Source organism: Bacteriovorax sp. HI3 (assembly GCF_059738875.1).
On sequence record NZ_AP026946.1, the window covers coordinates 1,008,744 to 1,023,231 of the forward strand.

Here is a 14,488-nt window from a genome sequence, read left to right on the forward strand (position 1 = left end):
TATTTTTTGGAACCCTTAATAATTAATGGATAGTTAATTTTATGTATTAAGGGGATATCGTGAAAAAGGCATTGTTATTAGGTCTAAGTCTAGCTGCGACCAACATCGTGAGCGCGCAAGAAGAAGTAAAAAAAGATGAAGTAAAAAAGGAAGAAGTTATTGTTGTGGCCTCAACTAAAGGGCCAAAGCGCATTTATGATTTAATGTATCTTCCAGTTCAGGGAACATTTTTTGGTTCTACGGGGTTTGGTGGGAAATCTTCGACAACCAATTACCAGTACCTCCTTAGAGACTTTTTAAAAGTTGAGACTAGAGAATCAACTCTTGAGCAATCTCTTGGTTATTCATTTACATCGACGACGATGGCCGGATTAAGTGTGGCCTATCAGTACGATTCAGAGATTAAGAATGCTTATGGACCTGGTAGTACATTAAATGGAACACATACGAAATCGGTCAAAATGAAAGGATTAAAAGATCCTTATATTTTTATGAGACATAGATTTTCTGAAGCAGAAAATGAGTCAGGAAGAGATATTGATCTCTATCTAAGTTTATCTCCAAAAACAGGCGACTCGAAAATCGCCACAACGACCTTGGAAGGAAATGCAAAAAGAGGAGCAAGTGAATTAAACCTGGCCATCGATATTGGTCAAAAGAAAGCAGACAGCGCATGGACTGCTAGATTTGCGTTCCAGGGTGTAACAGAAGCAACGGTAATAGATGCTGGAGATCCTGCAGATAAAACGACTTCTGAAGCTTATGGGCTACTATTAGGTGAGTTTAAGTATCAGTTTATTTTTAACCCGAAATTCGCTCTTAACCTTGGCGCAGGTCTTGGGGTTTTAGGTGAAAGAAAACAAAATAACACAGACCAAGAGTTTAAAAATGTTTACGACTCAACTGGGCTAGTGACACTCGCTTTAGATTTAGTTTTTACTCCTGCAGAAAATTTTTCATTCATCTTTGCGATGAAGGGAGTGGGGATCATGGAGCATGATTTAAAACAAACAGATCTTTCTGATGGATCAGTGACAACTTTAACGGTTGAGCAAGATTCAAAAGGCGAAGCCTTCTTAGGTATGGCCTACCAGTTTTAATTTATAAAAAGTGGGAAGCTATTCTTATTGAATAGCTTCCTCATACATATCTGTATTTTTTGCTGGAATAAAATTGTCTTCGCTCTCAGCAAACTTCACCACAGTTTTTAGCATGTTCTGAATATCTGCCGGGAAATCCGAAGGATTCATCCCTTCTAACTCAAGTTGTTTTAACTTCTTTACCAGTTTTTTTAAAGCCGCTTCAACTTCTAAGAAATCTCTCGAGTGAGGGTCTTTTGGAGTTTCTTTAATCGCTTCTTCAACACCTTTTACTTTCGCAATTTTAACGAATTTTTTAATCTCGCGCACTGGAAGTGTCTTGATATGTGAAAGTGATTTTTCTTGTTCTTCTTTTTTTAGCTTAACAATTTCGTTTGTTTGGCTAAGAGAAAGTTCACCATTAATTCTCGCTTCTTTAACATCTTTTGACGCCATTTCATCGCGGTTGATGGCCTCGTGAATCTGCTTAGGTGAAAGACCTGTTTTTTCGGCAACGATATTTAGGAATTTCTCGGCAGGAAGAACGACCTTCTTTTTTTCGATTTCATCATCTTCATTTTCTTCACTTGCTTCAACTGGAGCAGGTGTTTCTTCTTCGTATGGGTTTAGGGCCTGATAAATTTCTTTTGCACGTCTCAGGTGTCCTTCGATTTCAATTTTTGTCAGGTCTTTTCTTACTAAGTTTTCATCGATTGAAACAAGCTCGCGCTCTAGTTCACCTTTATCGACGATCATCACCGGAGCTTCAACGTAACCAAGGTTTAATAGGGCCTGGAAGCGTCTTGCTCCAGCTAAAATAACATTGTCAGGGGAGATAACAAGCGGAGCGATAAGGCCCACTGTTTGAATTGATTTTTCAAGCTCGGAAACGTCTGTTCCAAGTCTTAAATACGGGTTCGTTGCCTTAAGATCCTTAAGTCTTCTTGTTTCCACTAAAATGTCTCCAAAATGCGTTGTGTGTGTGAGGAAAAAGAGTGCCAAATAGTGGTCCAACTGTCAGGGAAATTAGTTAAAAAATGTCTGACATCTGGACCAAATATTCGGATCTTAGCTGATAAAGAAATGATATTTATTTATTGTAATTTCTTATATTAATTAAATCTCTTTCATTAATTTTACGAGTTGATCAAAGGCCAGTCCCCATCCTGTTTCAAACCCCATTGCTTCATGCTTTTTCTTGTCTTCAGCATTTTTGTGAAGAGCGTAGGCAGTATACTTTGTGCCTTGAGCTTGCTTCTCAAAAATAACGTGAACAGTGATAGGGAATGAAGCTGGAGATTCATCTGAGGTTGGACGAAAGTCTGAAGTTAAGGCCGACGTCCAAACAATCTTATGATCTTTTTCAACTTCCAGGTAACATCCTGTGTTTGGAAAGCTTTGTCCTTCAGGAGATTGCATGAGCGTATAAAACTTTCCACCAGGTCTTAGATCTATTTTGGCCTCAATTGTTTTCCATGGAGCAGGAGTAAACCATTTCGTTAAAAGTGATGGTGTCGTCCAGCCTGCAAATAACTGAGCAGGTGTTAAGTCTGTCGTGCGTTCAAATTTTAAATCAGTTTCAGGGTTAAAGCTTTTCATAGGAGCTCCTATTTTATTTTAATTCAACTTGATCAAAGTAATCATATCCAAACGGATCAATCTTAAAGTTCGCGACATTTTTATCCATGACTCTAAAAACTTTCGCATGAGCTAGAGTCACCCATGGAGCTTCCTCTTTAAAGATTTTTTGTGCTTTCTTATAAAGATCAGCTCGCTTCTTTTGGTCAGTGACACGTCTTGCTTGAAGAACAAGATCGTTAAATTTTTCATTACACCATCTTGCAGTGTTATTTCCAGATTCAACGCTCGCACAGCTTAAAAGGTCATTTAAGAAAGTGTCAGGGTCATTGTTTCCAGTCCAACCGAACTGGATCATTTGCTGTTCACCTGAGCGCGACTTCTTTAAGAATGTCGGCCAGTCAAAAGTGACAAGTTTTACTTTGATGCCGACTTTTGCAAGATCAGCTTGCATTAGTTCACCCATCTTTTTTCCATCCGGGTTGTAGGGACGAGTAACAGGAAGAGTAATCATCTCAGTTTCAAATCCATCAGCAAGACCAGCTTGTTTTAAGAGGGCCTTTGCCTTTTCCGGGTTGTAATCGTAGTCCTTAAGTGTTTTGTCGTATGACCAAAGAGCAGGAGGAACTGGGTTGCTCGCAACGATTCCTGTGCCGTGATAAATGGCATCGAGATACAGTTTTCTGTTAAGAGCATGGTTAACTGCACGTCTTACCAAGACATTGTCGAATGGCTTTTTTGTAGTGTTCATCGCCAGGTAACCAACGTTCAATCCTTCTTGAGACATGACCAGCACATTTTTATTAGCGCGCATATCATCCAGGTCGATGATTGAGGGAAGAGTGACGAAGTGACATTCGCCAGCTTTTAGTTTTTGGTAGCGAACTGTCTGGTCTGGAGTGATCGCAAAGATTAATTTATCAATGCGGTTTTCAGCTTTCCCTTTATAACTTGCTTTATCCCAATAATCAGGATGAGCAGCATAGCGGATCACACTATCTTTTACGTAAGAGACGAAAGAAAAGGGACCTGTACCAATTGGGAATTGATCCATGTCCTGTTTGCGGTTTTCTTTAGCGAGTTTCTCTCCATATTCAGCAGAAAGAACACTCATGTAGTTTCCGGCCATGTAGGCGAGGAAAGGAGCTTGGACTTCATTTAAAGTGATCTGCACAGTGTAAGGATCAAGGGCCACAACATCTTTGATATTGTCTTTGATGTTATTCTCATACTGAGTGTAGACTCCGCCACTCACCATGTGGAAAGGGTGATCTTTTTGTCTTTGGCGGTTGATAGAGAAGAGAACATCCTCAGCGTTGAAGTCTCGGGTTGGTTTGAAATAGCTTGTCGTGTGGAATTTCACTCCACGGCGAAGTTTAAAAGTATAAACCTTCTCGTCTTTTGAAATGGTATAAGACTCTGCTAAACCAGGAATCATTTTTGTCGTTCCTAGTTCAAAGCGCATTAGCTTATTGTAAAGAGTGATCGCAGAAGCATTGTATGAAGGAGCGTCTGTCACAACTTGTGGGTTAAAAGAAGCTGGCGAAGCTTCAGAGCAATTAACAAACGTTTTAGCGTAAAGACTCATTGGTGAAAGAGATAAGAGTCCGAGAATTAGTGTGGTTTTAAGCATGTTGATAAACTCCAGGCAAAAGGAAAAATTATATAAGTGATAAACACAATAAGATAGTGGATGTGCACAAATCTATAGTCACAAGAATGTTACTTAATTTAATGGGCGATAATAGCGTTGACGCCCTGGAAACAATCTACTTTGCGATGGCGTTTGACATAAATCTCCGGGCATTTTTCACCGGCCAGAGTTTTAAGTTCGCCGTTTAGGCAGTTGGCATAACGAATGAATTTCTTCCAGGCCTCAGATGTCGCCTGATATGTTTTGCGTGAGTATGACCAAAGTGACTCTTTGGATTCTGTTCTTAGCATTTCATTGTAGGGCACTCCGGTGATTTCTGCAAAACGTTGCTCAAAAGTTCGGTAGAAACCCCATTGATATTCTTTGTATTCAGTTGACGTCATCCAGCTCGGTGGATTGTTTCCATGAAGAAGTCCAATCCCTGTAGTAATCTTGCCCTGCTGAACATTGTTTGGGTCCCAATTTTTTGTGATCCATGCAAACTTTGTGTTTTTCACAAAATCTTCCAGTAGGTAAGTGTCACCTAAATCGCGCAGAACAACTCGTCCTGTTGGTTTCATATCGCGGTCGAGTTCCACTAAGAAATTTTGAGCGTGAGGAGAGTCATACCAAGAGCCTGTGGCCGCAAAGTATTCTGCCATTGCACGGGCAATAGGTTCATTGAGGTGCTTATCCCAAAAGCGCACAGGATCAGTTGCACCGTTAAGCTTTGCGATTCTTGCCCCCTCAACATCGTGAAGAGCTGAAAAGGCCGGAAGGTAGTAGTGTCCGTCTTCAGGAAGATCATTGAGTGAGCGCATAATCATACCGTGATCGAGTTCTTTGATTCCCATAGCAAGTGGTTCATCCATGATCACAAGAGTTGGCGTGTCCATTTTAGGAAGTGTTTCCTGAAGGTAGCGGTTCATGTTGCGGACTTGCAAGGCATCGGCCCAAGTTTGTTTTTTATCTGTCCACTTTCCACCTGTTTTATCAGTTGAAACTTTTAGTGAGAAGCTTGCTCCATTCGTTGGGTTAACCAGAATCATTGAGCGTGAAGCAGTTAAGTAACCATCAAAGAATTTTTTTGGTTCGCTATCGATCTTATGTTTTTGCAGAAAGTTTTTAACTTCAAGGTGCCATTTAGAATCTTCTGGATTGATGATCCATCTAACATAAGTCTCGCCATTTTTAGTAAAGAATAAGGAGTTCTTAATATTTGAATCCAAATTAGCGTCGAAGTCTTTTTCTAAAAGCCTCAGTGGAATCTCATAGTGTTCTACTCGGATAACTTCATTTGATCTTTCAGAAATAGCGTTGGCCTTTGTTTCCCAGGTCACTAGCTGTTGAGCGCTGTTAGAGATGTGATAATCAGCAGCTACGTGTCTGTCTAGTGTTGTCTGACAGGCAACGAGGATAAAAAGGCTTAATGTGAGTAGGGTTTTTTGCATTAGTTTCATTGGGAAATGTATCGGTTTTACAGGTTTAGTCTTTAGCTTCTGGTCGGAAAATACTCATAAATACTGGCCTGGGTTTTGCTTTAGTTATCTATAATACCCTGTTTCGGAGGTTGACCCATGAGTGAGAGAGACATTGTCATTAAATCAAATGAGCAGATAAGAAAGGAGATTTACAAAGCTGTAGGAGAGGAAAGTGGCATTGATGTGCATGTCTACGATGGAATTGTCCGACTTACTGGAGTGGTCGATACTGAGGAATCTTTGGACTTCATTGAGTCAACAATCAGAGAATTGCCGGGTGTCGATGATGTGGAAAACGAATTGACTGTCAAAGTTGTTCAGTAATTGAAGGAGGAGAGATGAAAGAAAAAAAAGCCCAGTCTCATAGACAAGAAGAGCGCCGAATGATGGATAAGATTCCTAATCAAAGTAGAGCTCCCGGAGAAATCAAGGGTTTTAGTAAGCACTTAAAGAAAAATAGCGGACAAGGACGTGGTCAACGCGTGAAGGCCCATTCATCCGAGGAAAAAGCAAAGTAGATAAAGTAACTCAATCTTTTTTTATATTTCTAAATGTTAGATTAATCCGGGGGCCTTTTGGCTTTGTCGTCAGGGCCACGCGATGAAGCCACGCTTGTTGCATTTCTTTCATAATAACCATTGAGCCAGGCATAAGCTCCAGAGAGATAGGAGGAAGGTTTTTATCCTTCTTGTGTTTTACCTGAAATTTTCTCGTTTCACCAAATGAGATCGAGACGATATGTTTAACATCATCTGGATTTTTATATTTATCCGAATGCCATGAAACGTGATCACGTTCGTTTCGATAAAGATTTAACAATACCGTATTGAAAATAAGTCCGGTGAACTCTTCAATTTTCCTTTTTATGACAAGAAGTTCGGGAAGCCATTCGTCTTCTTCACTGTACCAGGAGACTAACCGTGGGAGTGGATGGATTTTGTCATAAATTTCCATTTCATCTTGAACCCATTTGACTTGAGCATGCAGTACTTTAAAAAAGTTTTCTGATTCCTCCAGAGTAAAAAAGGGATAAAGGTACTCAAGAGTGCCGTCTTTAGGGAGAAGATTTTTCTCGTGATAATCAAGAAGCCCAGGAAGGTGCATGCCTCATCTTACACTTTTTTTGAGATTAAACTCAACAGACTAAAAAACTCTTTTTTCTAAACAGGATTTCGTTTGTTGTTTTTGTCTTGAACATAGTGGCTCCTTATTGAATATTTAAAACGCGGATTTTTTGGTTTGCGATTGGGTTCCCTAATCGGTGTATCCTTAGGTCCAGGAATGTCTGGTTCATCCACTGGGATTTCAGGAGGGGTCTTATCAGGATTGCGGGAAGGAATAGGCTGATCATTGGGGATATGAGAAATATCCGGTTGATCCTCGTCTTCGTTGTGACGTTTATTATTGCTTGTTTTTATCATGCAGTTTTCTCCTTAGGACTTAAAAATTTGTCTGGTACATCCTGGTATAAAACTATATTGCGGGTGAATTCATAGCTAATGAGTAGCGTGAGTGAGCTGTAGTAAACCCAAACTAAGAAAGCGACTAAAGACCCGGCAGCACCGTAAGACGATTCTAAACCGGCATGGGCGAGATAGAGACTGATTAAATTTTTACCAATCAAGTAAAAGACTGCGCTCACAATTCCAGAAATCCGGCTGCGTCTCCAGTCTAGTTTATCAGAAGGTACCACCTTAAAAATGGCAGTAAAAAGAACAGAGAAGATAATAAGGTTTATTAGTAGAGAAACCCCTTGCCAGAAAAGGCCTTCTCCTCCTTGAAAAACAACAGAGATGGCAGTTGAAGCAATTAAAGAAACGATCGACAAGAAAGCAAAACCAAAAACCAGTCCCATCGAAAGAAAACGATCTTTAATAAAAAACCAAAAACCTGTTTTATCTTTTGCTGTATCATGATCATTGATTTTATTTAAGGCCACTCTGAGCTGAATAAAAATAGCAGAGGCAGAAATGAGCAGAATAATAAAACCAATAATTCCTGAAATGCCGGAAAAAGATGAATTCTTTTTAGCGTTCTGGACAATATCAATGACTGTCTGCCCGGCCTTTTCTCCAATAGAAGAGGCGAGTTGAAGATAAATCTTTTCTTGAACATCAGGTGTCAGTATCGAAGCGAGCGATAAAAGAATAAGTACAAAAGGCGCCAATGCTAAAGCCGTCGTGTAGGCCAGCGATCCCGAGAGTGTGAAGATATCATGCTTGTCTACATCTTCGATGAATTTTTTTAAGTGTTGTTTTGTGCTCATAGTTTTTATTGCCGGGTTTTTAGCCCGGCAACATGGATTAATGTAGATGTCTTAGGTTATCAGCTTTATCAGACCCGTGGGTTTTTACAATCTTGTTGTAAATCCCCAAAAGAAGCAGCGTAGGAACCCAGTTTCCCACAAAGTTTGCCCATCCTTTTTTCTCCTTCATAATCGCCAGCCCAAGTGAAACGGCAATGGCCCCACCGGCAGCAGCTAAAAAGTAAGTAGAAGGAATTTTTGCTGTTTGGCGCTCAATGACTTTTGTCATCGTTCCTTCACGCGCAGATGTAGAAGAGGGGGCAATTCCTTGAGCTCTTCCGCTTTCTTTTAATAGATCTTTTTCCATTTTCTCCTCCTTGAATATTTTTAAAGGAAATATTCCTCTTGGTTATTTAGTATGCAACTTAGAAGCCTATTCATCGGAATGTGCTAGACGAATGGTGTACTGACCAGAACGCTCCTGCCTGTGCATGATAAGGAGATTCTTTTTTTGTGCGTCTTCAACTAATTCTCTGAAAGATGCATATCCATAAGCTGATTCGTTAAAGCCGGGTTGTCTTCTTTTCATAGTAAGTTTAACCATTGAGCCCCAAAACTCTTCTTCGCCTCGTTCTTCAGTGAGAGCTTCAATAGTCTCGCAGATAAAATCAAGGGCCTCTTGCTTTTTGCTGACAGCTTTTTCAGGAGACTTTCTCACTTCTGATTTCTTAGAAGGAGTTTGAGTTCTCATTAAGTCATCATAAAAAATAAATTCATCGCAGTTGGCACTGAGAAGTGTTGACGTGGCATCGCGGACACCAATTCCAATGACGTGTTTGTCGTTCTCCCTTAGTTTGGAAACAAGGGGAGAAAAATCTGAATCTCCACTAAGAATAACAAACGTATCGACATGTGATTTGGTGTAACAAAGATCGAGCGCATCTACGACCATGCGAATGTCAGCAGAGTTTTTCCCAGATTGTCTGGTGTGGGGTATTTCAATGAGCTCAAAAGCGGCCTCATGCATATCGCGTTTGAAATCTTTATAACGATCCCAATCGCAATATGCTTTTTTCACAACAATGCTTCCCTTTAAGAGAAGGCGTTCAAGAATAAGCTGAATATTGAAATGAGGAAACTTTGTTTCTTTTGCTCCCAGAACTATATTCTCGAAATCGCAAAAGAGCGCAATGTTGGTAATTTCGTTTGGTGTGGCCATGATCTTTGGTCGACCCTCCTGCTAGGGTTTAATGCATTTCGTATGCCAGTGGCGCGTAGATTGCAATATTCACTTATTAAGAGGATTTGATGCCTATGCACATAGCATCTATGTGGATCTTTTCCTCATAATGAGGAATTTAACGATTGGGAAATTGATGATGATGTATATCGGAACAGCGGCTTGGAATATCCCTAAAATAGCCGAGGGGTCTTTTATAAAAGAAGGAACAGTGCTTGAGCGCTATGCTAATCGATTAAATGCAGTGGAGATTAATACTTCATTTTACCGTGATCACAAACCGGAAACTTATCAGAGGTGGGCGAGAACGACTCCGGAAAATTTTCGATTTAGTGTCAAACTCAATCAGCGGTTTACTCATAAAAACGACTTGATTATTGACCGTGAAGACTTGCTGGCCAATTTAATTGTGATTAAAGAATTGGGTAAAAAGTTAGGACCGCTTTTGCTTCAATTCCCAGCAGGACAAAGTTTCCATACCGAAAAGATGGAAAATTTCTATGAAACTATTAGAGCAGTTCATGAAGGGCCAATCGTCCTCGAGGCCAGAAATTCTACCTGGCTTTACCGGGATGCGATCAAGCTGATGAAGAAATACCGAATTTCCAAAGTCACAGCAGACCCGGAAAAATGTCCTGGTGAATTTGAAAATGAGATTGAATATTATCGCCTTCATGGAAGTCCGGAAATGTATATCAGCGATTACTCGCCGGTGTATTTAGATAATCTGGTAGAAGAAATGAAAACATTTACATCAGATGTATGGTGTATTTTCGACAATACAACTTTTGGATACGCAACACTAAACGCATTAGCTGTTTATCAAAAAGGAGAAGTTTATGAGTCTTATCAAAGAATACATGACAGTGGACACACCGATGTGCACGCCATTGACCAGCATTGAGAATATTAAAAAGATTATGGAGGACAATGATTCTGAAGAAATTTTAGTTGTGGATACCATGCTTGAAAAACATCTCGTGGGTATCATCTATGGCAACGACATTTCTGCCAGATCTTTTGAACAAAGTGTCGTTCCTTCAAGTTTAAATGCTGAACAGTGTATGAAGCCAGTACCAGTGACGGCAAGAGAAAATATTACTCTGGAAGAATGCCAAAGAATTCTGGATGCCAATCACCTGGAGCATTTAGCTATCATTGATGATGAAGGCCATTTATGTGGAGTATACGATAGAGTCAATCACTATAAGATTCCAAAAAAGCCAGAAGTCAAAAAGAGCGCTCCGGTCAATGTGAATACAGAAGTTGCTGAAGATGATGACCCCGAAGCAAATAATATGGAAAGTGAAGGCGGCCACGACAGTCACACTGTACACTAAAAAAGAGTTGCCGAGCCTATAAGCTTCATTTGATAATAGCTGTATGAATGAAATGCATAAAGGTAGACTTGAGGCTTTTAGCGACGGAGTGCTCGCTATTATTATTACTATTATGGTGCTGGAGCTTAAACCTCCACATGAGGCAACTTGGGCGGGGCTTTCTTCGCTTGCTTATATTTTCTTAAGTTATATTTTGAGTTTCATTTATGTTGGTATCTATTGGAACAATCACCACCATTTATTTCAGATCGTAAAACATATTAAAGGTCCTGTTCTTTGGGCCAACACTCATTTACTTTTTTGGCTCTCACTGATTCCTTTCACCACTGCGTGGATGGATGAAAATCATTTTGCTTCTATTCCTGTCGCTGTTTATGGTTTCGTTCTTTTTATGTGTGGAACCGCTTACGGAATTCTAGTGAAGACACTAACCAAGACTCACGAAAAAGACTCTTCACTCGCTCGCGCCGTAGGAAGAGACTGGAAAGGAAAAGTTTCAGTGCTTATCTACGCTGTGGCGATAGCTTCGGCCTTTATTCACTCGGCAATTGCGATCGCTCTTTATGTGGCCGTGGCCTCTATCTGGCTTATCCCCGATAAAAGAGTTGAAGGTGTCCTTCAGACCCATTAAACCCTTAAAATTCCTTAAAAATGTCAAAAAAACTTAACAAAATGTAAAGTAAAGTTGACATGAAAGCCTTCCATGTATAGTTTACTTTACATGGAAGGAGCCACACACCCATGGGGAATTTAAAAGCAAAACTCACACTCATCAACGAGCTACACGTGCTTCGTGCTGAAAAGAAAATCACGCAGCAGGAACTGGCCGATGCCATTGGAGTGACACGAGCAACAGTCAATGCGCTTGAGAAAGGAAATTACAATCCTTCTCTCGAACTAGCATTTCGACTAAGTCTGTTCTTTGGGAAAAGCATTCACGACATTTTTAAATTAGGGGAAGAAGAATAATGAAAGAGCTAAATCGTTTCGATAGATATGCATTGAAATATTTTGTGTACTCAAGTCCGGCTTTTATTGGATTTATGATCTGGGCGAGTATGGAATTTAAGGGGGCCAGTAACCCTGCTAAGCTTAATGGTGGACTGTGGGATGTCTTTGGGTGGTGTTTTATCGCCTGGGTTTTAATCCTGCTTTATACAGTGACAAAGATGCTCTTTGGAAAAAAGTTCCGCGATACGACGATGGCAAGACTTGCGGGGATTAAAGAGCGAGATGAACGAGAGGGATTAGTCGCAGGAAATGCGGCCAAGTTTTCTTTTCTTTCAACTTTTGCACTTTTACTTTTTATGTTGGTTTTTTCAGTCACAACGTTAACTGTAAAAAAGAATGAAGTGCCTGCTCCCGGAAAAAATGGAAATGGACAGGTCGCTATCGGTTTTGGTTTGAAGGCCCACGACGAAACAGCTTTTGTTCATCAGATCAAAGATGGAGTGGAGAGCTTTGACTACAAGTCTATACCTCTCTCAAAGCCGTTCATGCTTTTAGTTATTATGGTATGGCAAATTGGAAGTTATCACTTGGTCGCGAGGCGAGAGCTCCGCGAATAGTATGAGTAAAGAATCCACCAGGTTTATGCGCTCCTGGTGGATTTTTTTACTAGTTAAGAATTGATTCAGAAGCCAGGATTAAAACGTCGATCGACTCTTCTGTCGAAAGCTCAGCATTCACTGATTTTACCATTTCAACTTTAGAAGCAAGGTATACGCTCATTGTTCCATTAACAGCGTAGTCCTGGATATCATTTTGGATCATTTGTGCTTCCATTTTTCTGTTTTCAGTCGTAGCGATTGAAGAAGCCTGACTTGAAATAACGATCATGTTGGCCACAACATTCGCAACAGTTTGGATTGTTGAGTTGGCCAGAGTCTGCTCAGAAAATGTAGCCGCAGAAGCAAGAGTTGTTGAAAGTGATAAAGCAGCAATAACGATAGTCTTTTTCATAAATTCTCCCAAGTTGGTTATAAAGAAGTTGCGTCCTTGTAGCACGTTTCTCTTCCTATGTGGCCTTGGTGTAAAAAATTCAGGAGCTCTGGCGAAAAATCTAAAACTTATTTATAAAGAAGGCGCTTTTTCAACACATAAAATGGTTTAATTTGGAGGACTTATGAAATCTCTTCTGATCGCTTCTCTAATGGTTATTTCTGCACCATCGTTTGCTAAGCTTGCAGTTTACGGAAACGCTGACGCTGCTAGAGCTGTTCTAGCTCCTGAAGTTCTCTCAAAAGTAATGGATAAGGCCCAGACTGAAACATTCTTAAAAGTAGCAGTCGAAAACACAAAACTAAATGAGTTCTCAGTGACAGTTGAAACAGCAAAATTAGACTGGCGCTGTGAGACAGTTGTAAAAGTAAAAGCTGTTGGAGAAGTGATCACAACTCCTAATGGTGGAAAAATTGCGACTAACAAACTTGTTGTTGGAAAAATTGCTGAAGCTAAATGCATTGAATAAATAAACGTTGATTCGGTATACCTCCTGTTAAAGGACAACTAGAGAGCTGCTTTAGTTTTTATTAAATTCTCTTCTTCATCTTGTAGAAGAGAAATAAAAAGAAGTAGCGTTCTATGTTGTTTTTTAACAGGAGAATAAAATGAAATCCCTACTGATCGTTCCTTTTTCCTTTCTATTCATGAGTTTTTCTTTCGCTCCAGATTGGCATTGGAAGAGTGCTTACACTGACATTCAAAAAGACTGCGTAGTTATTTCTGAAGCTAGTGATCAAGCACCTATTGATTTCTATGAAGCAGAGTGCAGGTCATTTGGTGGCTACCAACTCTATATCGAAGGTGGAGATCTTCGATATGGGCCGAAGCTTATTTTTAACGGCGTGCAAATTAATCTGCAACGCCCGGGAAATTTTCATGACCCAGGTTCAGATAAAATCCAATGGCTTTATAGACATAGTGCCGATGCAGATGGTGTCGGGGCAATAGAGTGGGCCGGTCTGATATACCGTTTAAGTGTTGTTGATGCAGAAAATGGAACAGACACATCTATTCTTTACTCTGTGCGATTAGATAAAGAGAAGAGTTGTGTCATTGGCACGAGTCAAACAGAGGAAGAGGCCGAAAGCTTAATTTATCATTCAAAGGCTGACTGCCTATGAGTTGTTTGTTAGACTTTTTTTTACTTAAGGAGGTCTTATGAAATCTACATTGTCAGCTCTCTTCCTATCACTTCTCATTTCTTCTAATGCTTTTGCCGTCGGATTAAAGCTTACTCCGGGGACTTACAAAATTGACCCCGCTCACACGCGTGTGTCTTTTTTGATTAAGCACTTTGTGGTGTCGGAAGTCCAAGGACGTTTTAATGATGTCGAAGGGACATTTATGCTTTCTGATAATATCAGTAAGAGCACTATCGATGTTACTATTCCTATTAATTCAATTGATACGGCCGTTGCTAAAAGAGATGAGCATTTAAAAAGCCCAGATTTCTTTGATGCTGCTAAATACCCAACGATGACTTTTAAGAGTAAAAAGTTTACCGGTTCTCTCTCAAGTTTTAGAGTCACTGGTGACTTAACAATTAAAGACGTCACTAAAGAAGTTGTTTTAGTAGGGAAGTACACAGGATCAGCTAAAGACCCTTGGGGGGGAACAAGAGCTGCCGTTTCGGCCAATACTAAAATCAACCGCAAGGACTTTCACATCAACTACAATGATAAAATTGATATCGGTCCAGCAGTTGGCGATGAAGTGACAATTCAAATTCTTTCTGAAGGCGTATTAGAAAAATAATGATTGAGGCTTCACTTTCTATTTAGGAAAGTGAAGCCTTTTACTTAGCTCTCATCTGCCATCATCAGTGGCCACATTTAGGTAAAATCTCTAAGTTCAATTCGTCACATTTTCATCACTTATAAATAACTGG

At 40.1% G+C, this 14,488-nt stretch carries 21 protein-coding genes; 11 read left to right on the top strand and 10 right to left on the bottom strand.

The annotated features are described in order from the left end of the window. Nucleotides 1-59: 59 nt before the first annotated feature. Nucleotides 60-1,100, top strand: a complete 1,041-nt coding sequence (locus AC6JA8_RS04930; protein ID WP_497976038.1) for a hypothetical protein — start codon at nucleotides 60-62, stop codon at nucleotides 1,098-1,100. Between the two features lie 24 nt (nucleotides 1,101-1,124). Here the strand turns inward: AC6JA8_RS04930 and AC6JA8_RS04935 are convergent, their stop codons facing one another. From AC6JA8_RS04935 to AC6JA8_RS04950, 4 genes are all read right to left on the bottom strand, one after another. Then, a complete protein-coding gene (locus AC6JA8_RS04935; protein ID WP_497976039.1) occupies nucleotides 1,125-2,033 on the bottom strand; it encodes a ParB/RepB/Spo0J family partition protein in 909 nt (302 codons plus the stop codon). A gap of 162 nt (nucleotides 2,034-2,195) precedes the next feature. Further along, the gene (locus AC6JA8_RS04940) at nucleotides 2,196-2,678 is read right to left on the bottom strand and encodes an SRPBCC family protein (RefSeq protein ID WP_497976040.1); all 483 of its coding nucleotides are present in this window, start codon (nucleotides 2,676-2,678) and stop codon (nucleotides 2,196-2,198) included. Nucleotides 2,679-2,691: 13 nt separating this feature from the next. Continuing rightward, complete coding sequence (locus AC6JA8_RS04945) at nucleotides 2,692-4,290, bottom strand: ABC transporter substrate-binding protein (RefSeq protein ID WP_497976041.1); 1,599 nt, start codon at nucleotides 4,288-4,290, stop codon at nucleotides 2,692-2,694. A gap of 98 nt (nucleotides 4,291-4,388) precedes the next feature. Then, on the bottom strand, nucleotides 4,389-5,750 hold the full coding sequence (locus AC6JA8_RS04950) for a hypothetical protein (RefSeq protein ID WP_497976042.1): 1,362 nt from the start codon (nucleotides 5,748-5,750) through the stop codon (nucleotides 4,389-4,391). A 117-nt stretch (nucleotides 5,751-5,867) separates the two neighbouring features. Between AC6JA8_RS04950 and AC6JA8_RS04955 the strand changes: the two genes are divergently transcribed. Continuing rightward, on the top strand, nucleotides 5,868-6,095 hold the full coding sequence (locus AC6JA8_RS04955) for a BON domain-containing protein (RefSeq protein WP_497976043.1): 228 nt from the start codon (nucleotides 5,868-5,870) through the stop codon (nucleotides 6,093-6,095). Between the two features lie 14 nt (nucleotides 6,096-6,109). After that, nucleotides 6,110-6,289 carry a hypothetical protein gene (locus AC6JA8_RS04960; RefSeq protein ID WP_497976044.1) on the top strand — a complete coding sequence of 60 codons (180 nt, stop codon included), beginning with the start codon at nucleotides 6,110-6,112 and terminating at the stop codon, nucleotides 6,287-6,289. Nucleotides 6,290-6,299: 10 nt separating this feature from the next. On the opposite strand, the gene AC6JA8_RS04965 is transcribed toward AC6JA8_RS04960, so the two are convergent. The 5 genes from AC6JA8_RS04965 to AC6JA8_RS04985 form a co-directional block, all read right to left on the bottom strand. Beyond that, nucleotides 6,300-6,875, bottom strand: a complete 576-nt coding sequence (locus AC6JA8_RS04965; RefSeq protein WP_497976045.1) for an alpha-ketoglutarate-dependent dioxygenase AlkB family protein — start codon at nucleotides 6,873-6,875, stop codon at nucleotides 6,300-6,302. A 56-nt stretch (nucleotides 6,876-6,931) separates the two neighbouring features. Then, complete coding sequence (locus tag AC6JA8_RS04970) at nucleotides 6,932-7,192, bottom strand: hypothetical protein (protein WP_497976046.1); 261 nt, start codon at nucleotides 7,190-7,192, stop codon at nucleotides 6,932-6,934. Further along, a complete protein-coding gene (locus tag AC6JA8_RS04975) occupies nucleotides 7,189-8,037 on the bottom strand; it encodes a YihY/virulence factor BrkB family protein (RefSeq protein ID WP_497976047.1) in 849 nt (282 codons plus the stop codon). Before AC6JA8_RS04975 ends, AC6JA8_RS04970 begins: the two co-directional genes overlap by 4 nt. Before the next feature lie 37 nt (nucleotides 8,038-8,074). Further along, entirely contained in the window at nucleotides 8,075-8,383 is a 309-nt protein-coding gene (locus tag AC6JA8_RS04980) for a hypothetical protein (protein ID WP_497976048.1), read from the bottom strand. A 66-nt stretch (nucleotides 8,384-8,449) separates the two neighbouring features. Beyond that, nucleotides 8,450-9,235, bottom strand: a complete 786-nt coding sequence (locus tag AC6JA8_RS04985; RefSeq protein WP_497976049.1) for an NYN domain-containing protein — start codon at nucleotides 9,233-9,235, stop codon at nucleotides 8,450-8,452. Between the two features lie 157 nt (nucleotides 9,236-9,392). Here AC6JA8_RS04985 and AC6JA8_RS04990 point away from each other — a divergent pair, with 157 nt between their 5' ends. The 5 genes from AC6JA8_RS04990 (at nucleotide 9,393) to AC6JA8_RS05010 (ending at nucleotide 12,164) form a co-directional block, all read left to right on the top strand. Further along, nucleotides 9,393-10,160, top strand: coding sequence for a DUF72 domain-containing protein (locus tag AC6JA8_RS04990; protein ID WP_497976050.1), 768 nt, complete (start codon nucleotides 9,393-9,395; stop codon nucleotides 10,158-10,160). Next, nucleotides 10,096-10,596, top strand: a complete 501-nt coding sequence (locus tag AC6JA8_RS04995) for a CBS domain-containing protein (protein ID WP_497976051.1) — start codon at nucleotides 10,096-10,098, stop codon at nucleotides 10,594-10,596. The genes AC6JA8_RS04990 and AC6JA8_RS04995 overlap by 65 nt, the downstream gene beginning before the upstream one ends. A gap of 52 nt (nucleotides 10,597-10,648) precedes the next feature. Continuing rightward, a complete protein-coding gene (locus AC6JA8_RS05000) occupies nucleotides 10,649-11,227 on the top strand; it encodes a TMEM175 family protein (RefSeq protein ID WP_497976872.1) in 579 nt (192 codons plus the stop codon). A gap of 110 nt (nucleotides 11,228-11,337) precedes the next feature. Beyond that, nucleotides 11,338-11,565, top strand: coding sequence for a helix-turn-helix transcriptional regulator (locus AC6JA8_RS05005; protein WP_497976052.1), 228 nt, complete (start codon nucleotides 11,338-11,340; stop codon nucleotides 11,563-11,565). Next, entirely contained in the window at nucleotides 11,565-12,164 is a 600-nt protein-coding gene (locus AC6JA8_RS05010; protein WP_497976053.1) for a hypothetical protein, read from the top strand. Before AC6JA8_RS05005 ends, AC6JA8_RS05010 begins: the two co-directional genes overlap by 1 nt. 49 nt (nucleotides 12,165-12,213) lie before the next feature. On the opposite strand, the gene AC6JA8_RS05015 is transcribed toward AC6JA8_RS05010, so the two are convergent. Beyond that, the gene (locus tag AC6JA8_RS05015) at nucleotides 12,214-12,558 is read right to left on the bottom strand and encodes a hypothetical protein (RefSeq protein WP_497976054.1); all 345 of its coding nucleotides are present in this window, start codon (nucleotides 12,556-12,558) and stop codon (nucleotides 12,214-12,216) included. A 163-nt stretch (nucleotides 12,559-12,721) separates the two neighbouring features. Here AC6JA8_RS05015 and AC6JA8_RS05020 point away from each other — a divergent pair, with 163 nt between their 5' ends. The 3 genes from AC6JA8_RS05020 (at nucleotide 12,722) to AC6JA8_RS05030 (ending at nucleotide 14,355) form a co-directional block, all read left to right on the top strand. Next, the gene (locus AC6JA8_RS05020; RefSeq protein WP_497976055.1) at nucleotides 12,722-13,066 is read left to right on the top strand and encodes a hypothetical protein; all 345 of its coding nucleotides are present in this window, start codon (nucleotides 12,722-12,724) and stop codon (nucleotides 13,064-13,066) included. Nucleotides 13,067-13,205: 139 nt separating this feature from the next. Beyond that, a complete protein-coding gene (locus AC6JA8_RS05025) occupies nucleotides 13,206-13,721 on the top strand; it encodes a hypothetical protein (protein ID WP_497976056.1) in 516 nt (171 codons plus the stop codon). 37 nt (nucleotides 13,722-13,758) lie between these two features. Beyond that, nucleotides 13,759-14,355: a YceI family protein gene (locus AC6JA8_RS05030; protein WP_497976057.1), complete on the top strand. Its 597-nt coding sequence runs from the start codon at nucleotides 13,759-13,761 to the stop codon at nucleotides 14,353-14,355. The last annotated feature ends 133 nt before the right edge of the window (nucleotides 14,356-14,488 follow it).